This window comes from Actibacterium naphthalenivorans (assembly GCF_014196965.1).
Classification (GTDB): domain Bacteria; phylum Pseudomonadota; class Alphaproteobacteria; order Rhodobacterales; family Rhodobacteraceae; genus Actibacterium_A; species Actibacterium_A naphthalenivorans.
This window is the reverse complement of sequence record NZ_JACIEQ010000002.1, coordinates 386,054-406,160: the sequence shown is the minus strand read 5'-3', so window position 1 is coordinate 406,160 and position 20,107 is coordinate 386,054. Positions and strand designations below refer to the sequence as shown.

Annotated in this window: 20 protein-coding genes and 1 tRNA gene; 14 read left to right on the top strand and 7 right to left on the bottom strand. The window is 63.6% G+C overall.

Annotated features, from left to right (window positions below; translation table 11 throughout):
• Positions 1 to 34 precede the first annotated feature (34 nt).
• From GGR17_RS10325 to GGR17_RS10310, 4 genes are all read right to left on the bottom strand, one after another.
• On the bottom strand, positions 35 to 370 hold the full coding sequence (locus GGR17_RS10325) for a DMT family transporter (RefSeq protein WP_054538905.1): 336 nt from the start codon (positions 368 to 370) through the stop codon (positions 35 to 37).
• Between the two features lie 10 nt (positions 371 to 380).
• Positions 381 to 983, bottom strand: a complete 603-nt coding sequence (locus GGR17_RS10320; protein WP_054540388.1) for a YitT family protein — start codon at positions 981 to 983, stop codon at positions 381 to 383.
• Positions 984 to 1,037: 54 nt separating this feature from the next.
• Positions 1,038 to 1,667, bottom strand: coding sequence for a YitT family protein (locus GGR17_RS10315; protein WP_054538904.1), 630 nt, complete (start codon positions 1,665 to 1,667; stop codon positions 1,038 to 1,040).
• Between the two features lie 97 nt (positions 1,668 to 1,764).
• A complete protein-coding gene (locus tag GGR17_RS10310) occupies positions 1,765 to 2,979 on the bottom strand; it encodes an NADP-dependent isocitrate dehydrogenase (RefSeq protein WP_037206667.1) in 1,215 nt (404 codons plus the stop codon).
• Between the two features lie 258 nt (positions 2,980 to 3,237).
• Between GGR17_RS10310 and GGR17_RS10305 the strand changes: the two genes are divergently transcribed.
• Positions 3,238 to 4,260, top strand: coding sequence for a calcium-binding protein (locus GGR17_RS10305; RefSeq protein WP_054538903.1), 1,023 nt, complete (start codon positions 3,238 to 3,240; stop codon positions 4,258 to 4,260).
• Positions 4,261 to 4,357: 97 nt separating this feature from the next.
• Here the strand turns inward: GGR17_RS10305 and GGR17_RS10300 are convergent, their stop codons facing one another.
• Positions 4,358 to 5,011 (bottom strand): alpha/beta hydrolase, encoded by a 654-nt coding sequence (locus GGR17_RS10300; RefSeq protein WP_037206669.1) that lies wholly within the window; start codon positions 5,009 to 5,011, stop codon positions 4,358 to 4,360.
• 156 nt (positions 5,012 to 5,167) lie between these two features.
• Between GGR17_RS10300 and iscR the strand changes: the two genes are divergently transcribed.
• The 12 genes from iscR (at position 5,168) to GGR17_RS10240 (ending at position 16,233) form a co-directional block, all read left to right on the top strand.
• Positions 5,168 to 5,629, top strand: a complete 462-nt coding sequence (iscR, locus tag GGR17_RS10295) for a Fe-S cluster assembly transcriptional regulator IscR (RefSeq protein ID WP_054538902.1) — start codon at positions 5,168 to 5,170, stop codon at positions 5,627 to 5,629.
• A 115-nt stretch (positions 5,630 to 5,744) separates the two neighbouring features.
• Positions 5,745 to 6,791, top strand: coding sequence for a cysteine desulfurase family protein (locus GGR17_RS10290; RefSeq protein ID WP_054538901.1), 1,047 nt, complete (start codon positions 5,745 to 5,747; stop codon positions 6,789 to 6,791).
• Positions 6,792 to 6,840: 49 nt separating this feature from the next.
• The gene (gene sufB, locus GGR17_RS10285; RefSeq protein WP_054538900.1) at positions 6,841 to 8,364 is read left to right on the top strand and encodes a Fe-S cluster assembly protein SufB; all 1,524 of its coding nucleotides are present in this window, start codon (positions 6,841 to 6,843) and stop codon (positions 8,362 to 8,364) included.
• A 40-nt stretch (positions 8,365 to 8,404) separates the two neighbouring features.
• Positions 8,405 to 8,716, top strand: a complete 312-nt coding sequence (locus tag GGR17_RS10280; protein ID WP_054538899.1) for a heavy metal-binding domain-containing protein — start codon at positions 8,405 to 8,407, stop codon at positions 8,714 to 8,716.
• An 81-nt stretch (positions 8,717 to 8,797) separates the two neighbouring features.
• A complete protein-coding gene (locus GGR17_RS10275) occupies positions 8,798 to 9,304 on the top strand; it encodes a hypothetical protein (RefSeq protein WP_157445558.1) in 507 nt (168 codons plus the stop codon).
• 147 nt (positions 9,305 to 9,451) lie between these two features.
• Entirely contained in the window at positions 9,452 to 10,207 is a 756-nt protein-coding gene (gene sufC / locus GGR17_RS10270) for a Fe-S cluster assembly ATPase SufC (protein ID WP_054538897.1), read from the top strand.
• The gene (gene sufD, locus GGR17_RS10265) at positions 10,207 to 11,496 is read left to right on the top strand and encodes a Fe-S cluster assembly protein SufD (RefSeq protein WP_054538896.1); all 1,290 of its coding nucleotides are present in this window, start codon (positions 10,207 to 10,209) and stop codon (positions 11,494 to 11,496) included. The genes sufC and sufD overlap by 1 nt, the downstream gene beginning before the upstream one ends.
• Positions 11,497 to 11,507: 11 nt before the next feature.
• A complete protein-coding gene (locus GGR17_RS10260; protein WP_054538895.1) occupies positions 11,508 to 12,011 on the top strand; it encodes a YIP1 family protein in 504 nt (167 codons plus the stop codon).
• Positions 12,008 to 12,610 (top strand): Yip1 family protein, encoded by a 603-nt coding sequence (locus tag GGR17_RS10255; RefSeq protein ID WP_037206689.1) that lies wholly within the window; start codon positions 12,008 to 12,010, stop codon positions 12,608 to 12,610. Before GGR17_RS10260 ends, GGR17_RS10255 begins: the two co-directional genes overlap by 4 nt.
• Positions 12,603 to 13,823, top strand: coding sequence for a cysteine desulfurase (locus GGR17_RS10250; RefSeq protein WP_054538894.1), 1,221 nt, complete (start codon positions 12,603 to 12,605; stop codon positions 13,821 to 13,823). The genes GGR17_RS10255 and GGR17_RS10250 overlap by 8 nt, the downstream gene beginning before the upstream one ends.
• A 271-nt stretch (positions 13,824 to 14,094) precedes the next feature.
• Positions 14,095 to 14,171 (top strand) — tRNA-Arg (locus GGR17_RS10245).
• 490 nt (positions 14,172 to 14,661) lie between these two features.
• The gene (locus GGR17_RS10240) at positions 14,662 to 16,233 is read left to right on the top strand and encodes a phytoene desaturase family protein (RefSeq protein ID WP_054538893.1); all 1,572 of its coding nucleotides are present in this window, start codon (positions 14,662 to 14,664) and stop codon (positions 16,231 to 16,233) included.
• A gap of 118 nt (positions 16,234 to 16,351) precedes the next feature.
• On the opposite strand, the gene GGR17_RS10235 is transcribed toward GGR17_RS10240, so the two are convergent.
• Entirely contained in the window at positions 16,352 to 16,543 is a 192-nt protein-coding gene (locus GGR17_RS10235) for a DUF3008 family protein (protein ID WP_054538892.1), read from the bottom strand.
• A 325-nt stretch (positions 16,544 to 16,868) separates the two neighbouring features.
• On the opposite strand from GGR17_RS10235, the gene GGR17_RS10230 reads away from it, so the two are divergent.
• A complete protein-coding gene (locus tag GGR17_RS10230) occupies positions 16,869 to 18,944 on the top strand; it encodes a catalase (RefSeq protein WP_054540387.1) in 2,076 nt (691 codons plus the stop codon).
• Positions 18,945 to 19,012: 68 nt separating this feature from the next.
• Here GGR17_RS10230 and GGR17_RS10225 read toward each other — a convergent pair whose 3' ends face one another.
• Entirely contained in the window at positions 19,013 to 20,014 is a 1,002-nt protein-coding gene (locus GGR17_RS10225) for a zinc-binding metallopeptidase family protein (protein ID WP_054538891.1), read from the bottom strand.
• Between the last annotated feature and the right edge of the window lie 93 nt (positions 20,015 to 20,107).

The following is a 20,107-nucleotide window of genomic DNA, read 5'->3' as shown; positions in this document are numbered from 1 at the left end:
CTGCGCCGGCAAAAGGCCAGAGGCGAAACGCCGCTTAGTGCGGTGTGGCCTTCGAGAAGAGGTGGATGATGACGATCCCGGCGATGATCAACCCCATGCCGAGCGCGGCGGGAAGGTCGATGCGCTGCCCGAACAGCAGCCAGCCCATGCCGCCGATCAGCACGATGCCCAGACCCGACCAGATGGCGTAGACCACGCCCAGCGGCATCACCTTCAGCGCCAGCGACATGAAGTAGAACGACAGCGTGTAGCCGGTCAGCATGATGGCGGTGGGCACCGGCCTGGTCAGTTGGTGGCTGGCCTGAAGGGCGGTGGTGCCAATGGTTTCGGTCACGACGGCGATCATCAGAAAGATGTAATGTACGGGCATGGGCGGGGCCTTAGCGGGCGATATAGCGGTCGCGGCGATGATTGGTGGCGATGATGATGTTCAGCACCACCGCGCCCAGAAGCGAATAGAGCACCGTCGCGATCGGGAGCAGGAACAGCGCGAGGATGAACACGCAGGCGTCGAAGATCAGTTGGGTCCAGCCCGCCTTGAACCCGGTCTTGTCCTGCAGGTACAGCCCCACGATGCCGACCCCGCCCAGGCTGGCACCGTGGCGGAACAGCGCCAGCAGCCCGGCGCCCGCCGTGACCCCGGCCAGCACGGCGGCGGCGGCGGGATCGAGCCGCTCGAAGGTGATCAGATGGGGCAGCAGTTCGGTGAACAGCGACATCAGCCCCACCGCGCAGAAGGTCTTGAGCGTGAATGCCCCGCCCAAACGGCGCAGCGCCAGCCAGTAGAACGGCAGGTTGAGCGCAAAGAAGAAGGCGCCGAAGCTCCAGCCGCTGACATAGGAGAGCAGCAGCGACAGCCCGGCGATCTGGCCGGTGATCAGCGATGCGCCATGCAGCAGATGCACCGAGAGCGCCACAAGGGCGGTGCCCACCAGCAGGCCTTGGGCGTCTTCCAGCGGGGTGTGGATCTTGGCGTCGGACATGATGCTGCAGGTCACCCCGAATCTGCTCGATTGTCCAGAGGGCGCGCGCCGCTCTCAGTCGGCGATATAGCGGTCGCGCCGGTGGTTGAAGGCGATGACGCCGTTCAGCACCGCCGCCCCGGCCAGCGAATAAAGCACGACGCGCGTGTCGAACAGGAACAGCGCGCAGAAAAAGATCAGCGCATCGACGATCAACTGGACATATCCGGCCCGAAACCCCGTGCTGTCCTGGATCATCAGCGCGATAACGCCCAGCCCGCCCAGGCTGCCCTTGTGGCGAAAGACGGCCAGCAGGCCCAGCCCGGTCAGCACCCCGAACATCACCACGCCTAGGGCGGGGTTGAGATGGGCGACGGTGAACCCCAGCGGCAGCTTTTCGGTCAGCACCGAAAGAGCGGTGACGCAGCCGATGGATTTGAGGGTGAATTCCAGCCCGAGCCGTTTGTAGGCGAACCAGTAGAAGGGCAGGTTGATCGCGAAGAACACCAGCCCGAACGACAGGCCGCTGAGATAAGAGACGATCAGCGCGATGCCCGCGGTCTGCCCGGTCAGAAACCCCATGTAGGTCAGCAGGTTGATGCCGATGGCGCAGATCAGAATGCCGATCGACAGGCCCTGCGCATCCTCCAGCGGCGTATGCCGGGCGGAATCGGATGTCGGAATCGGAACAGGGGCGGGGCACATGGCGATATTAGGGCAGAACTGCTGCCATTTTTCAAGCGCCGGAAAAGCAAAGGGCCGGGAAAAACCCGGCCCTTTCCGTTCGGTCAGGTGGCCGTGATCAGCCGGCCAGCGCCTTGTTCAGGTTTTCGTCGACCTTTTCCAGGAAGCCCATCGTGGTCAGCCATTTCTGATCGGGGCCGACCAGCAGCGCCAGATCCTTGGTCATGAAGCCGCTTTCGACCGTGTCCACCACGACCTTTTCCAGCGTCTCGGCAAAGTTCATCAGCGCGTCGTTGCCATCCAGCTTGGCGCGGTGCTTCAGGCCGCCGGTCCAGGCGTAGATCGATGCGATCGAGTTGGTCGAGGTTTCCTCGCCCTTCTGGTGCTGGCGATAGTGGCGGGTGACGGTGCCGTGGGCGGCCTCTGCCTCGACCGTTTTGCCATCGGGCGTCATCAGCACCGAGGTCATCAGGCCGAGAGAGCCGAAGCCCTGCGCCACGGTATCCGACTGCACGTCGCCATCGTAGTTCTTGCAGGCCCAGACATAGCCGCCGTTCCACTTCATGGCGCAGGCGACCATGTCGTCGATCAGGCGGTGTTCATAGGTGATGCCGGCGGCCTTGAACTTCTCTTCGAACTCTTCCTCGTAGACCTTCTGGAACAGATCCTTGAACCGGCCGTCATAGGCCTTGAGGATGGTGTTCTTGGTCGACAGGTACACCGGCCAGCCGAGGCTGAGACCATAGTTCATCGAGGCGCGGGCGAAGTCGATGATCGAGCTGTCGAGGTTGTACATCGCCATGGTGACACCGGAAGAGGGCGCGTCGAACACCTCTTTCTCGATCTCGGTGCCGTCTTCGCCGACGAATTTGATCGTCAGCTTGCCCGCGCCGGGGAACAGGAAGTCGGTGGCGCGGTACTGATCGCCGAAGGCATGGCGGCCCACGACGATCGGCTTGGTCCAGCCCGGCACAAGGCGCGGCACGTTGTTGCAGATGATCGGCTGGCGGAAGATGACGCCGCCCAGGATGTTGCGGATCGTGCCGTTGGGCGAGCGGTACATGCGCTTGAGCCCGAATTCCTCCACCCGCGCCTCATCGGGGGTGATGGTCGCGCATTTCACGCCGACGCCGATTTCCTTGATCTTCTCGGCCGCGTCCACGGTGATCTGGTCGTCGGTGCGGTCACGCTCCTCGATGCCCAGATCGTAATAGAGCAGATCAATGTCGAGATAGGGCAGGATCAGTTTCTTCTTGATGAAGTCCCAGATGATCCGGGTCATCTCGTCGCCGTCGAGTTCGACAACGGGGTTTTCGACTTTGATCTTCGTCATGGGCTGGCCCTCTTGTTTCTGGGTGAATCGCTTGCACGCGTCATAGCGCAAAGAGGGGCGTTGGGAAAGGTGGTATGCAAAGGTATACAGAGGTGGCGCGCCGTTTTGGAAAACCAGCCCGCAACTGTGGCGGTTGCGCGGTTTGTTGCCCATCAGGCGGAGCGTCTGCCGTTTGAAGCATGAACGACATGAACCGCGTCTAGAGGTCTGGCGCAGACATATTCGTCTTTATTAGTGATTGTATGAATGGGGAACAGTATGGCCCAAAAGACATTTACCGTCGAAAGCAGCATCGCGGAATCGCCGATTCAGCCCGAAATTGTCCGGGGGGCGGTGTTGGTGCCGGGCCTTCCCGCGCTTGGCCGGATCGAACAGGTCGTGCTGAATTTCACCACCGAAATGCTGGGGCAGGCGCTGGTCGTGAATTATGGCTCTGGCTATGGATACGGGGGGCTGTCCAGCACCCTTGCGGTCGAGTTCAGCCCCGGCAGCCAGGCGCCCGAATTCGACGATTTCGTGGTTTCATCCAGCAATATCGGACCCGAAGCCTTCATGGCCCCTTATGGCTATGGGCTGCCTTATACCTATGCGTTGCAAACCACCGGGCCGCTGTTGCTGGAGGCCGGGCTGGCGCAGCCCAAGGCGGGGTTCGAGGTGAACGTGGCCGTCAGCGGCCTGCATTCCCCTACCTTCAACGGTGCGCCGACCTTTGCCTCGATGTCGGTGGATTCGGCGCGGGCGTTCGTGGCCGCCAGCTACAGCTATGGCGCCAGGACCTATTCGAATGATGACAACAAGATCGCCGGCACCAAGTTCGACGACTTTGTGGATCTCGGCGGCGGAGACGACGACTTCACCGGCAAGCAGGGCAACGACGCCGCCCTTGGCGGCAAGGGAAACGATCGTCTGGAGGGCGGCAAGGGGGCGGATGTCCTGCGCGGCGGCGGCTCCGGGGATGTGTTGCTGGGCGGCGGCGGCAAGGACAAGCTTGATGGCGGCAAGGGGAGCGACATGCTGACCGGCGGCAAGGGCAATGACAGGATGTCAGGCGGGGCCGGGGCCGACAGCTTCGTTCTGCGCAAGGACAACGGCCAGGACGTGATTCAGGATTTCGACCCCGCCGAGGATACGCTGCTGCTGGAAAGCGGTCTGCGCAAGGCGTTCAAATCGGCCACGGTGACCGCGGGCGATCTGCATGTCGACCTGCCGGGCGCGTCCGATCTGATCCTGCGTGATGTCACCAACGTGGCGCAGGTTCTGGAGACGATCGAAATCCTGTAAGCCGCGCCCGTCCGGGCGCCGCGCCGCGTGTTGTGTTTCCGGTTGTGTTTCCGGGCGGGCGTCTGTCGGATCCTCGACAACGCCCGCCGCGGGCTCGTCAGCGCGTGTTTTCCGTCAGCCGCCGCCGCACGTAGCTGTCCACGTTGTCGATCAGCGTGTCCATATGCGGGTCTTCGAAGAAATGCCCGGCGCCTTCCACCTCCTGATGGGTGATGGTGATGCCCTTTTGCTCGTGCAGCTTGTCGACCAGCGCATGGGTATCGGCCGGGGGCGCCACGCGGTCGGCGCCGCCGTTGATGATCAGGCCGGAACTGGGGCAGGGCGCCAGGAACGAAAAGTCATACATGTTGGCGGGCGGCGAGACCGAGATGAAGCCGGTGATCTCGGGCCGGCGCATCAGCAGCTGCATGCCGATCCACGCGCCGAAGCTGAACCCGGCGACCCAGCAATGCTTGGCGTTCTGGTTCATCGACTGCAGATAGTCGAGCGCCGAGGCGGCATCGGACAATTCGCCGATTCCCTGATCGTATTCGCCCTGACTGCGGCCCACGCCACGGAAATTGAACCGCAGAACGGTGAAGCCCATGTTGTAGAACGCGTAGTGCAGATTATAGACGACCTTGTTGTTCATCGTGCCCCCGAATTGCGGGTGCGGGTGCAGGATGATCGCGATCGGGGCGTCTTTTTCCTTTTGCGGGTGATAGCGGCCTTCGAGCCGTCCTTCGGGGCCGGGAAAGATGACCTCGGGCATATATGTCTCTTTAACTGCGGGGCCTGATCGGAATTCTTGACGAATTCCCTCAGACAACCTAGAACAATTCTAAATCCGGACTGTGCTCCGGTTTCGGGTGGATAGGGAGGTAATAACCCTGACCCCCGCCGTCAACCATTTGCGAGGGGTCATCCCATGAAACTCAGCACCAAAGGGCGTTATGCCATGGTTGCACTGGCCGATCTGGCCCTGCAGCCCGACGGCGCGCTGACCTCTCTGGCCGAGATTTCGCGCCGCCAGAACGTTTCGCTGCCCTATCTGGAGCAGCTGTTCGTCAAGCTGCGCCGCGCGGGATTGGTGGAATCGGCGCGGGGGCCGGGCGGCGGATACCGGCTGGCCAAGGCCCCGGCGGAGATTCGGGTGGCCGATATCCTGTGCGCGGTGGACGAGACCGTGAGCGCGATGCACACCGGCGCGGGCGCGTCGGGCGGGCTGTCGGGCACCAAGGCGCAATCGCTGACCAACCGGTTGTGGGAGGGGCTGTCGGCCCATGTCTATGTGTTTTTGCACCAGACCCGCCTTTCCGATGTCATCACCAATGAGCTGACCCCCTGCCCGGCGGTGCCGACGCTGTTCACCGTGGTGGACGAGGTATGAACCGGACCGCCCGCCAAGGGCCGCGTGCCGCGGCAGGTTTTCGGGGGCGCGCGCCTGGCGGCGCGCGGTGCCTCCGGCGGGAGTATTTGCGCCGAGAAGAAGCCAGGGGGCGGGGATGAGCGGCCGGGCCTATCTGGATCACAACGCCACGACGCCGCTGCGGCCCGAGGCGCGCGCGGCGATGATCGGTGCGATGGATGTGCTGGGCAACCCGTCTTCGGTTCATGCCGAGGGGCGGGCGGCCAAGGCGCTGGTGGAGCGCGCGCGCGCGCAGGTGACCGCCGCCTTTGGCGCGGACGGGGCGGATGTGATTTTCACCTCTTCGGCCACCGAGGCGGCCGCGCTGGCGCTGGCGGGGCGCGGGCTGAGCGCGGGCGGGATCGAGCATGACGCGGTGGCGGCCTGGACCGGGCCTGTGCTGCCGGTCGACAGCATGGGGCAAGTGCGTGTGGAGGATCCCGCGCAGAGCTGCGTTCAGCTTGCAAATTCGGAAACCGGTATCTTGCAGGAACTGCCCGAGGGGCTGGCGGTTTCGGACATGACACAGGGGTTTGGCAAGCTGCCGGTGGCCTTCAACTGGTCCGGCGTCGGCATGGCGCTGATTTCGGCGCATAAGCTTGGCGGCCCGAAGGGTGTCGGGGCGCTGGTCGTGCGGCGCGGGACCGAGGTTTCGGCGCGGATTCGCGGCGGCGGGCAGGAGATGGGGCGCCGTTCGGGCACCGAGAACGTGACCGGCATCGCGGGCTTTGGGGCCGCGGCCGAGGCGGCGGCGCGCGATCTGGCCGCCGGCGTCTGGGACAGGGTGGCGGAGTTGCGCGACAAACTGGAAGCCGCCATTGCGGATGGCTCAAAAGAGACTATTTTTGTCGGGAAAGACGCGAGACGGCTGCCCAACACATCCTGCTTCATCACGCCCGGCTGGAAGGGCGAAACGCAGGTGATGCAGATGGATCTGGCCGGTTTCGCGATCTCGGCCGGTTCGGCCTGTTCCAGCGGCAAGGTGAAGGCCAGCCGGGTGCTGGCGGCGATGGGGTTTGACGAGGCGATGGCCGGATCGGCGATTCGCGTCTCGCTTGGCCCCGATACGACCGAAGACGAGATTCAGAGATTCGCACGCGCCTGGCTGGCGCGGCATGAGAAATTTCGCGCCCGCGCGGCGTGACAGGGAACACAGGATCAGCGCCCCCGTGGCGCGGAGAGGGAATGCGATCATGGCAACCGTGAAAGACACCGAGGTTCGGGAAGGCGTGGACCGTGAAACGGTCGAGACCGTGCAATCCATGGCCGGAAAGTACAAATACGGCTGGGAAACCGAGATCGAGATGGAATATGCTCCCAAGGGGCTGAACGAGGATATCGTTCGCCTGATCTCGGAAAAGAACGAAGAGCCCGAATGGATGACCGACTGGCGGCTTCAGGCCTATCGCCGCTGGGAAAACATGGAAGAGCCGACCTGGGCGATGGTCGACTATCCTGAAATCGACTTTCAGGATCAGTTCTATTACGCCCGCCCCAAGAGCATGGATGTGAAACCGAAGTCTCTGGACGAGGTCGATCCGAAGCTGCTGGCGACCTATGAAAAGCTGGGCATCCCGCTGAAGGAGCAGATGTTGCTTGCCGGCGTCGAGGGCGCTGAAGACATGCCTGCCGAGGGGCGCAAGGTTGCCGTTGACGCGGTGTTCGATTCCGTTTCCGTCGGCACCACCTTTCAGGCGGAGCTGAAGAAGGCCGGGGTGATTTTCTGCTCGATCTCAGAGGCGATCAAGAACCATCCCGAACTGGTCAAGAAATACCTTGGGTCGGTCGTGCCGCAATCGGACAATTTCTATGCCACGCTCAACAGCGCGGTGTTTTCCGATGGCTCTTTCGTCTATGTGCCGCCGGGCGTGAAATGCCCGATGGAGCTGAGCACCTATTTCCGCATCAACGCCGAAAACACCGGCCAGTTCGAGCGCACGCTGATCATCGCCGACAAGGGCAGCTATGTGTCCTACCTGGAAGGCTGCACCGCGCCCCAGCGCGATGTGGCGCAGCTTCATGCCGCGGTGGTGGAGATCGTGATCGAGGAAGACGCCGAGGTGAAATATTCCACCGTCCAGAACTGGTTCCCCGGTGACGAGGAGGGCAAGGGCGGTATCTATAACTTCGTGACCAAGCGCGCCGATTGTCGCGGGGATCGCGCCAAGGTGATGTGGACGCAGGTTGAAACCGGCTCTGCCGTGACGTGGAAATACCCGTCGTGCATTCTGCGCGGCGATGACAGCCAGGGCGAGTTCTACTCCATCGCCATCACCAACAACATGCAGCAGGCCGATACCGGCACCAAGATGGTGCATCTGGGCAAGAACACCAAGTCGCGCATCGTGTCGAAGGGGATTTCGGCGGGCAGGGCCCAGAACACCTATCGCGGCCTGGTGTCGATGCACCCGAAGGCCACGAACAGCCGCAACTATACCCAATGCGACAGCCTGCTGATCGGCGACAAATGCGGGGCCCATACGGTGCCCTATATCGAGGTTCGAAACAGCTCTTCGCGGGTCGAGCATGAGGCGACGACCTCGAAGGTGGATGACGACCAGCTGTTCTATTGCCGCTCGCGCGGGATGGACGAGGAAGAGGCCGTGGCGCTGGTGGTGAACGGGTTCTGCCGCGACGTGCTGCAGGCGCTGCCGATGGAGTTCGCCATGGAGGCGCAGCAGCTTGTGGCGATCTCGCTGGAAGGGTCGGTGGGGTGATGCCACGCGTGGCGATGAGGCCGGAGAGGGATATCAGGACATGATCGTAACCACCACGCCCTCTGTCGAGGGCCGCAAGATCACCGCCTATCACGGCGTCGTCGTGGGCGAGGCCATTCTGGGCGCCAACGTGTTCCGCGATCTGTTCGCGGGCATCACCGATATCATCGGCGGCCGGTCCGGTGCCTATGAGCAGAGCCTGGCCGAGGCGCGCGGCACCGCGCTGCGCGAGCTGGAAGAGCGCGCCGCGGCCGTGAGCGGCAATGCGGTGGTCGGCGTCGATCTGGATTACGAGGTGATCAACAACATGCTGATGGTTTCGGCCAGCGGCACGGCTGTCACACTGGGATAAGGCGAAAAATGACGCGTTTTCTATCGAAAACCTGCCACATTTCGGCGCCAGTTTCACCGCAACACGCGGTCGGAGGCAGGGATGACCATGAATGTGAACAAGGCGGGGTTCGAACAGCGGCTGGCCCGGATCAGCTCGGGCCGTCAGTTCGTGCCGGACGGCGTGGTCGTCGCGCGGCCCCGGGCGGTGCCGGCGAAAAAGGCGCCGCGTCTTGGCAACGCGCTCTACCCGCTGTCGATCGTCATGGCGTTTTTCCTGGGGCTGTTCACCCTGTTCGCCTCGCGCTACGTGCGGTTTCATCTGCTGGGCGGCGCGGGCGCCGGGGCGGATGTGCTGGCGGATTATCTGGCGATGGATATGGCGATGTCGATGGTCGTGTCTTTCGTGATCCGCATGGCCACCAACATGAAATCGCCCGAGCATCTGGCGGCAAAGGGGTTCGGCATCGGGCTTGCGGCGCTGTGCATGCATATGGCCGTGCATCGCGCGCCCGGCCTGTTCGCGCTGATCTTCAGCGATGCCTGGGTGCGCGGCGTGATCGCCAGTACGCAGCCCAATTCTATCCTGTTCCTGACCATCGGCGGCTGAGCCGCGCCTTCGCGCCGCCGCACAAATCTGGTGCCGTGCCGCAAGCATGGCGCCCTTGCGCACAGCTGACACCTTCTGGCGCCATCGCCTCATCGGCATGGCGCGCCGCCGGCCTGCTGCCGGCCCAAAGATATTCCGGAGAGAAAAATGCTTGAGATCAAAAACCTGCAGGTCAAACTTGAAGAAGAGGACAAGCAAATCCTCAAGGGCGTCGATCTGACGGTCGAGCCGGGTTCGGTTCATGCCATCATGGGGCCGAACGGCTCTGGCAAATCGACGCTGAGCTATGTGCTGTCGGGCCGCGGCGGCTATGAGGTGACGGGCGGCTCGGCAATGCTAGACGGGGAGGACCTGCTGGAGATGGAGCCTGAAGAGCGCGCCGCGGCGGGGCTGTTCCTGGCGTTCCAGTACCCGGTCGAGATCCCCGGCGTGGGCAACATGACCTTCCTGCGCACCGCCGTGAACGCGCAGCGCAAGGCCCGTGGCGAAGAGGAGATCAGCGCCGCCGATTTCCTGAAACTGGTCCGCGCCAAGGCCAAGACGCTGAAGATTGATGCCGATATGCTGAAACGCCCGGTCAACACCGGCTTTTCGGGCGGCGAGAAGAAGCGCAACGAGATCCTGCAGATGGCGATGCTGGAACCCAAGATGTGCATCCTCGACGAGACCGATTCAGGGCTGGACGTGGATGCGATGAAGCTGGTCTCCGAAGGCGTGAACGCGCTGCGCGACGGCAAGCGGGGCTTCGTGGTTATCACGCATTATCAACGGCTTCTGGACCATATCAAACCTGACGTGGTGCATATCATGGCCGCTGGCCGCATCGTCAAGACGGGCGGGCCCGAGCTGGCGCTGGAGGTCGAGCAAAACGGCTATGCCGATATTCTGGCGGAGTTTGCGTGATGGGCCTGCCACAAGCAAAACTGGATAGCACCGAGGCGCGGATCGCCGCCCTTTCGCCGCTGACGGGCGCGGCCTGGATCGAGACGGCACAGGCCGGGGCGCTGGCCCGGCTGCGGGCGATGGGCTTGCCGGGGCGGCGGGATGAATATTGGAGATACACGAACCCGACCGGTCTGAACGCCCCGCAGGCGGCCGCCGCTGCGGTGTTTTCTGTTTCGGATGAAAGCCCGATTTACGGCAATCTGGATACGCTCGATATCGTCTTTCGGGATGGTGTCTTCGATGCGGGTGCGTCGGACGAGCTGTCGCTCGAAGGGGTCGTGATCGAGCGGCTTGGAGAGGCCGCGCTTGCCGATATCCATTGGGCGAAAGACGTTTACGGCGTGTTGGAAGAGCGCGGGCAGGCGCCGGTTCAGCGCCCCTTGGCCGCGCTCAACACCGCCTTCGCGCATGACGGGATCCTGCTCCGCGCCACCGGCGTGGTGAAAAAGCCGATCCGGTTTGTTTATCTCCATGAATCAGAGACATCCGATGCGATGCTGCACCATGTGATCAAGGTGGAGGAGGGGGCGGAACTGACCGTTCTGGAAAACGGACCGGCGGCAGCACGGTTCAACAAGGTGATGGAGGTGGAGGTCGCCGACAAGGCCGCCTTCCACCATATCCGCGCCCAGGGCCGTGATCACGAGCGGCAGGCGGTCACCCATATCTTTGCCCGGCTCGGGGCCGAGAGCCTGTTCAAATCCTTCACCATGACAGCCAATGGCGTGATGACCCGCAACGAGGCGGTGATCGAGCTGACCGGGAATGACGCCTCGGCGCATATCGCGGGCGTGGCGTTGGGCGACGGCGATTTTCACCATGACGACACGGTGTTCGTTACCCACGACGCAGTGAATTGCGAAAGCCGTCAGGTGTTCAAGAAGGTGCTGCGTAACGGTGCCACCGGCGTGTTTCAGGGCAAGATCCTGGTCAAGGCGGGGGCGCAGAAGACCGACGGCTACCAGATCAGCCAGGCGCTGCTGCTGGATGACAACGCGCAGTTCCTGGCCAAGCCGGAACTGGAGATCTATGCCGACGACGTGGCCTGTTCGCATGGCTCCACCTCGGGTGCGCTCGACGAGGATGCGCTGTTCTATCTGCGCGCCCGCGGGGTGCCCCGGAGCGAGGCGACCGACATGCTGACGCTGGCGTTTCTGGCCGAGGCGATCGACGAGATCGCCGCTGCCGAAATCGCCGCCGAAATTCTGGACCGGCTCGAAGGCTGGCTTGCACGGCGCCGGGGATAGGCCGGGGATAGATGGCGATCACAACCGAGATCCTGAAAACCTATCGTGCGCCGCGCGCGGCGCTGCGCCGGCAGCTTGACGGCGGCCCGCGCGAGGATCGCGCGCTGGTCTATGTCTTCACGGCCTGTCTGCTGGTGTTTCTGTCCACCCTGCCGCGCCTTGCGCGCGAGACGCATCTGAACCCCGAGATCCCGCTGGACGCGCGCATCGGCGGCGCGCTTCTGGGCTGGGTCTTCATCGTTCCGCTGGCGCTTTACGGAATTGCGGCGGGCAGTCATCTGATTGCCCGGCTGCTGGGCGGGCGGGGCAGCTGGTTCGGCGCGCGTCTGGCGCTGTTCTGGGCGTTTCTGGCGATCTCGCCGCTGTGGCTGTTGCACGGGCTGGTGGCAGGGTTCATCGGGTCGGGCGCCACGCTGACGGCGGTTTCAAGCCTCGTGACCTTCGGCTTCCTTTACATCTGGGGCGCAGGCCTTATGGAAGCCGAAGGACATGGCCATGCGGAGAGGCAGGTATGAGCGAGACGCTGATTTCCCTGATCGGGCTGGCGCGCGACACGGTGCTGCGCCCGCAGGATGGCGCGCGGCGGGTGCTGGCGCTGCCGTATCCGCGCGCGCTGTGGTGGCAGGCGCTGGCGCTGGTGGTGATCCTGGGTCTGATGATGACCTATCTCAGCAACGCGCTGATCCCGGCCCCGGCCGATCCGATGATGGCGTTTTTCAACGACGCGCCATTGGTGACCGCACTGATCGCCTTTGGCGCCACGTTGGCGATGGTGATCTGCATTCACCGCGTCGGGCGGGCGCTGGGGGGGCATGGCAGCTTTGAAGGCGCGCTGCGGCTGACGGTCTGGCTTCAGGCGGTGATGCTGCTGTTCAACGCGGTACAGATCTTCTTTCTGATCGCCCTGCCGCCCTTCGCGGTGCTGATGGGCTTTGTGAACATCGGCCTGACCCTGTGGCTGCTGACCAATTTCGTCGCGGTGCTGCACGGGTTCAAATCGCTGTTCCCGGTGTTTCTGATGATCCTGCTGACGGGGTTCGCCCTTGGCCTGACCTTCTTCATGCTGCTCTCGATGACCGGGGCGCTCATGGTACCGGAGCTTTATGATGTATGATGTCAACGCCATCCGCCGTGATTTTCCGATCCTCGCGCGCGAGGTGAACGGCAAGCCGCTGGTCTATCTCGATAACGGCGCCTCGGCGCAAAAGCCGCAGGTGGTGATCGACGCGATAACGCAGGCCTATTCGATGGAATACGCCAACGTGCATCGCGGGCTGCATTACCTGAGCAATCTGGCGACCGAGAAATACGAGGCCGTGCGCGGCAAGGTGGCGGCGTTTCTCGGCGCGAAGGACGAGAACGAGATCGTCTTTACCTCGGGCACGACCGAGGGCATCAATCTTGTCGCCCATGGCTGGGCGATGCCGCGGCTGCAGGCGGGCGACGAGATCGTGCTGAGCGTGATGGAGCATCACGCCAATATCGTGCCCTGGCATTTCCTGCGCGAGCGGCAGGGCGTGGTGCTGAAATGGGTGGATGTGGACGCCAATGGCGATCTCGATCCCGAAGCGGTGATCGCCGCGATCGGCCCGAAGACCAGGCTGATCGCGCTGACCCACATGTCGAATGTTCTTGGCACGGTGGTCGATGTGAAACCGATCGTGGACGCCGCGCATGACAGGGGTGTCGCGGTACTGCTCGATGGCTCGCAGGCGGCGGTGCACCGGCCGGTGGATGTGGATGCGATCGGGGCCGATTTCTATGCCATCACCGGGCACAAGCTGTACGGCCCTTCCGGGTCGGGCGCGATTCATATCCGCAAGGAGCGCATGGCCGAGATGCGCCCATTCATGGGTGGCGGTGACATGATCCGAGAGGTGCACAAGGACAGCGTGACCTATGCCGAGCCGCCGATGAAGTTCGAGGCCGGAACCCCCGGAATCGTTCAGCAAATCGGGATGGGCGTGGCGCTGGACTACATGATGGGGCTGGGCATGGAGAATGTCGCCGCGCATGAGGCCGCGCTGACCGCCTATGCGCGCGACCGGCTGGCCGGGCTGAACTGGCTGAACGTGCAGGGCAATTCGGCGGGCAAGGGCGCGATATTTTCCTTCACGCTCGATGGTCCGGCCCATGCCCATGACATTTCCACCGTGCTCGACAAGAAGGGCGTCGCGGTGCGGGCGGGGCATCACTGCGCCGGCCCGCTGATGGACCATCTGGGGGTGACGGCCACCTGCCGCGCCTCTTTCGGGCTCTACAACACCACGCAGGAGGTCGACCGGCTGATCGAGGCGCTGGAGCTGTGTCACGAGCTGTTCGCCTGAGCCCGCAGCAGGGCAGGCGGACGCCGGGCGGAAGGGGGCCGGGAAAGGGTTTGCAGCCCCGCACGCTTTCCCCTATATGACGGCACGAGAGCTGCCCCGTGGCGCCGCAAGGGGTGTTTCCCTGCGACAGGCGGATACGGGGGGGCGGGAGTAGAAGGTAAAAAGTAGCGCGAAAGCAATCTCTTGCGGATACGGACAAGTTTCCGGTTGCAAGGTCTGGCCCTTCGCGTAAGCAGTATGCAGGCATTCCGGGATTTTCGAATCTCACTGCGCACCCATAGCTCAGCTGGATAGAGCGTCGCCCTCCGAAGGCGAAGGCCTCAGGTTCGAATCCTGATGGGTGCGCCATTTCACTTCTCTCGGCTGAAATCTCCCCCGCCCCCTTGAAGGGTCAGGAACTATTCGGGATTCGAGCCCCCTGTTTCCGACAGTGGCGATCAGGCGCGGCAAAACGGATTTGCCTGCGCGCAAGGGCCGTGGCACCAGCTGCTGGGCGTTCGTGAACCTGTTGGAACGTGGCGATATCGGCCAGGCCGTCTTGCTGACTTTACAGATGGTTCCGAAGGCACCCGCTGTTTCAAACGCTGCGGGATCGCCTCTGTCCGGCGGGCTGGTTTCTGAAAATGACGCGCTACATTGCCCCGGGGAAACAGAGCTGTCGGACAATGAAGGAGATATCCCGGCCAAGCCCGCCGGGGCTTTGTCTGCACATGGATCGATCGCTTTTTCACCCGGGCCGCGCGCACAGGCACCGCATGCAGGCACCGCGTACCGAAGCCCGGACCGATTGGTAACGAGCGCAACGCTTTCAAAAGCGAAAGACGGGAGAAACGAACACATGACCAAATATGACGTCGCGGTGATCGGCGCCGGGCACAACGCCCTGACCAGCGCCTGCTATCTGGCGAAGGCCGGCAAGAAAGTGGTTGTCCTTGAGCGCCGGCCGGTGATCGGCGGGGCCGCCTGCACAGAGGAGATGTTCGGCGGCTACAAGGTTGATATCGGCTCATCCATCCATGTGCTTTTCCCGACCACCGGAATCGCCAGGGATCTGGAACTCGAGAAGCACGGTCTCGAATATATCGAACTGGACCCTTGGGGTTTCTATCCGGTCAAGGGCACCGACAAGGCGATCACCTTTTACCGCAGCCTCGACAAGACCTGCGAGAGCATTGCCGCGATCAGCCCGCGCGATGCGGAAACCTATCGGGATTTCATGACGACATGGGGCGACGTGCAGCGTCTGATCTGGCCGGCGATGTCGGAACCGCCCTCCATGGGACAGACGATCGCCTCGGTGCTGAAAACAGCGTTCACCAGGCCCGGCGCCGTGCGTACCGCGCTCAAATCCGATGATCTGGTCCGCCAGGTGCTCATCGATTCCCGTCGCCTGCTCGAGGAGCTTTTCGAGAGTGAGGAGTTGAAGGCGGCGTTGATCTGGCTCGGCGCCCAGAACGGCCCGCATCCCGATACGGCGTCAAGCGCGACCATCCTTGGCCATTACGGCATGATCCATGACGATGGCGCGTTCCGCGCGATCGGCGGCTCTGGAATGGTGTCGGTGGCGCTCGGCCGTGCGCTGGAAGGGTTCGGCGGCACGATCCTGACCGATGCCGAGGTGGAGCGGGTGGTTAAAACCGGCGATGGTTTCGAGGTGCGCGCCGGCGACATGGCGGTGACCGCCGAAAACGTTCTGTTCGGCTGCCACGTCCAGACCGCGCTGCTCAAGCTGCTCGACCCGGATCTGGTCGACCCTGGCATGGCGCGCCGGTTGAAGGCGCTCAAGGTGATGAACGGCTCCGGTTTCATGATCCGTCAGGCCGTCTCGGAGCTGCCGGCCTATGCGGGGCAGGCGCTGAACGAGCACGGGGTCGGCGAATGCCATCACGGCATGCAACTGCTTTGCCCCAGCGTCCAGACGCTCACGCGCTCCACGAATCTCGGGCGCGCAGGGCGCCCGCCCGAGGTGCCACCGGTGATGCAGATGAGCTTCACAGCGGTAGACCCGTCGCTTGCGCCCGAAGGCAAGCATCTGCTCTACAGCTGGTCATCCTATCATCCCTATCACCTGGAGGGCGAGAACTGGGACGATATCGCCGAGCGCGAAGCCGACAAGATCTGGGATGTGGTCTGCGACTATACGCCGAACATGAAGGGCAAGCTGATTGATCGCTACATCCAGACACCGCTGGACATCGAGCGCGTGATCGGGATGGTCCAGGGCGATGTCACCCATCTGGAAATGAGCATGGACCAAATGCTTTCGTTCCGGCCGCTGCCGGATCTGTCCGGTTACAAGACGCCGATCGAGGGCGTCTATCTAACCGGCGCCAGCACGCATCCCGGCGGCGGCGTCTGGGGCGCGAGCGGCCGAAGCGCCGCCAAGGTGATGCTGAAGAACATAACGTGACGAACGGCCGGCGCGCGGATCCTTTTGCTCTCGCGCCGGTCTCACCTTGCGCGAGGGCGGTTGCAGGCGGCGCGGAAGGGCGAGTTGGGGGCAGGGCGGGACAACCGTGAAGCGCCTGTCAGTCGTCGCCGTCTGCGGTGTCGGGCAGCCCCTTGCGCGGTGTCGATGCCAGTTCCTCGAGCTCCTTCTGCGTCATCGAGTCATACATGTCCTTCGACGCGCCCTTCAACGAAGAGACGGACGTTTCACCGCGTTTGGCGGAAAGGGCCGCCCCGGCGGCCTTTTGCTGTGCTTTCGATCTTGCGGGCATGGTGACCTCCTTTGCATGTCCAAAGACGCAACCTTTCGGCGCTCCGATCGTTCCGCTCGGGAAGGCCGCCGCGTTTGGGGCACCGATCGCCAAGCGGCCCCCGGCATTCGGACATCAGGCTCGGGCGCGTCCCGCCCCAGCACGGGCGAAACTCTCGCGCCGCTTTGCCGGCGGGTGCGCCTTTCCCTGATCGGGGCCATACCGGCAGGACCCTGCCGACCGCCGGACCGTTTTCACGGCGGCAGGGAACCCGCGCGCGCCATCCCCCGTTGCCCCTGTGACCCTGAGCGCCATTTCGCCGCTCGTTCACAACCAGGAGGACGCCATGTCGCCGAAAAAGACCAGCCCCGAAATCACCATGACCCAAGGCGCCGGAGGAGAGCCGCAGCAACGCGGCGGCGAGACGCTGACCACCAATCACGGCATGCCGATCCCCGACAACCAGAACAGCCTGAAATCCGGCAAGCGCGGCCCGACGCTGCTTGAGGATTTCGTGCTGCGCGAAAAGATTTTCCACTTCGACCATGAACGCATCCCCGAGCGCATCGTTCATGCCCGCGGCACAGGCGTGCACGGGTATTTCGAATGCACTGATCCGATTCCCGAACTGACCATGGCCCAGCCGTTCCGGGAAAAGGGCACCAAGGTGCCGGTCTTTGCCCGGTTCTCGACCGTGGCCGGCTCGAAAGGGTCAAAGGATACGCCGCGCGACGTGCGCGGGTTCGCGGTGAAATTCTACACCGAAGAGGGCAATTGGGACCTCGTCGGCAACAACATCCCGGTGTTCTTCATCCAGGACGCGATGAAATTCCCCGACCTGATCCATTCGGTGAAACCCGAGGCCGACCGTGGCTTTCCGCAGGCCGCGTCCGCCCATGACACGTTCTGGGATTTCATCTCGCTGACACCTGAATCGATGAACATGGTGATGTGGGTCATGTCCGACCGGGCGATCCCGCGTTCCTTCCGGATGATGGACGGGTTCGGTGTTCATACCTTCCGCTTCATCAATGCCGATGGCGCGGCGAAATTCGTCAAGTTCCACTGGCGCAGCACCCTGCGCGCGCAATCGACGACATGGGACGAGGCGGTCAAGATTTCCGGCGCCGATCCCGATTATCAGCGCCGCGACATGTTCGAGGCGATCCAGTCGGGCGACTTCCCCGAATGGGAGCTGGGCGTTCAGGTCTTTGACGAAGACTGGGCGGCGCAACAGCCCTATGACGTGCTCGACGCGACCAAGCTGATCCCAGAGGAAGACATCCCGCTGCGCATCGTCGGGCGCATGGTGCTCGACCGTTACCCGGACAATTTCTTTGCCGAGACCGAGCAGGTCGCGTTCCTGCCGACGAACGTCATTCCGGGGATCGATTTTTCCGAAGATCCGCTGCTGCAGGGGCGGCTGTTCTCTTATCTCGACACTCAGAAATCGCGGCTGGGGACGACGAATTTCCACCAGATCCCGGTCAACGCGCCGAAATGCCCGATGCATAATTTCCAGCGCGACGGGATGATGCAGACGCATGTTCACAAGGGGCGCGCGAATTACGAGCCGAACAGCCTTTACAAGGCGGAAGAGGAAACCGGCCCCCGCCCGGCGGAGCACACGTTCACCACCCATCCGGAGGCCGAGGCCGGGCCGAAGCTGCGGGTGCGCTCTGAAAGCTTTGCCGACCATTACAGCCAGGCGCGCCAGTTCTACCTGAGCCAGACCAAACCGGAGCAGGATCACATCGTCGCGGCCATCACCTTCGAGCTGTCGAAGGTCGATCTGGAGCATGTGCGCGAACAGGTGCTGGCGCAGCTGCGCAACATCGACGAAGACATGGCCGCGCGCATCGCCAAGGGGCTGAACATCGACCTGCCGGAAGCCGCCGAACCCGCCAGGGAGCCGGTGGACATGCCGGTTTCGGACGCGCTCTCGATCCACAAGACCGCGACGACGGCGCCCAAGGGCCGCATGATCGGTGTGCTGGTCACCGATGGCACGGAGGACGCGCAGGTGGACGAGATCATGGCGGCGGCCGAGAAGGCGGGCGTGACGGTCAAGATCATCGCCGAAGCGCGCGGCGGCGTGACGCTCCGATCGGGCGAAAAGCTTGCGGCGGACGGGCAACTGGCCGGCTCACCTTCGGTGCTGTTCGATGCGGTGGCCGTGCTGGCCGCACCCGACGCCGCCGATCACCTTGCGACCCTCGCGCCCGCGAAAGATTTCGTGGCCGATGCCTTCGCGCATCTCAAGGCGATGGTGGTGACCGAGGCCGCGACCAAGCTGCTCGAGGCCGTCGACATCAAGCCGGACGAGTTCGTCTTTGATGCCGGCACCGCGCTCACGGCCGTGGTCGAGCACGCCCATGAACGGCTCTGGGCGCGCGAGGCCATGGTGAACCCCGCGCCGTAAAAAGCCGCCGAGAAACACAAAGGGCGCGCCCGCGAGGACGCGCCCTTTTCATGTCAAATGGTTCGTTCTCATGGGGCTTTCTGGCCGCCTTCAATGATCAGCCTGCGGACCGTCTCCATCTTCTCGATGATCGCGGGGGACAGGACAAAGGGGTAGAACGTGTCATGCCCCATCGCCTGATTGACCGCGTTCAGAGCGATCGACAGATCGATCCAGGCGCGGGCGAGCTGTTCCATCGGCACCGCTGCCATGGCGCGCAACCCGCCCTCCGGCAACCCGGAGCCGGCGATCAGGCCAAACGCCTGTGCGGTTTCCAGCCCCTCGAGAACATGCAGCACATGCGCCCAGGTTTCAGCGAAATCCTCCCACGGATGCGAACTGGCATAGGCGGAGATATAGCGCTCGGCCCAGTCGGCGGGGGGGCCTTCGGCGTAATGGGCGGCGAGGGAGGCGCCGTAATCCTGACGGTCATCGCCGAACACCGCCCGAAGCGTGTCGAGCAGGCGCGGATCGGCGCCGGTGAGCACATCCCAGTAGTGATGCGCGACCTCGTGGCGGAAATGACCGGGCAGCGTGCGATAGGGTTCGTGCATCTCTTCGCGGATGCGCGCGCGTTCGGCATCGTCGGCCTCGGCGATGTTCAGCGTGATGGTGCCGTTTTCATGGCCGGTCAGAACCCGTGGCGCGTTGGGGCCGGGCGGGTCTGCCTTGAACTCGAACACCGGGGCAGGGGCGCCGGCCGCATCGACAAGCGGCAGGCCAAGCCTGTCGAGCATCAGGATCACGGCGCGTTTGGCCTGCTCCAGCCGCGCCCATTTTTCGGCGTTGCCACCGACCGACAGGTTCGGCAGGATCGCGGTATGCGCGCAGGACAGGCAGCGCCCGTCCGGGCCCGCCGCCACCCAGTTGCATCCGATGATGGCGCGGTTGGCACAAGCGCGCGCGGTGTCGTCGTCGAGCAGGAGGAAGCCCGCAGCGGGATCAAACCCCAGCTCGGCACCGCAGGACAGGCAGGCGGTGTTGTCGAAATAGAGTCCCTGCTGGCAGGACGGGCAGTGATAGCGGCGCATGATGGCCCCTTGTAAATGGAGCAGGGAACGGAATGCCCCCCGCTGATCGAGAAAACCGGCCCCGCGGAACAGGGCCGGTCTAGCACAGGTCGG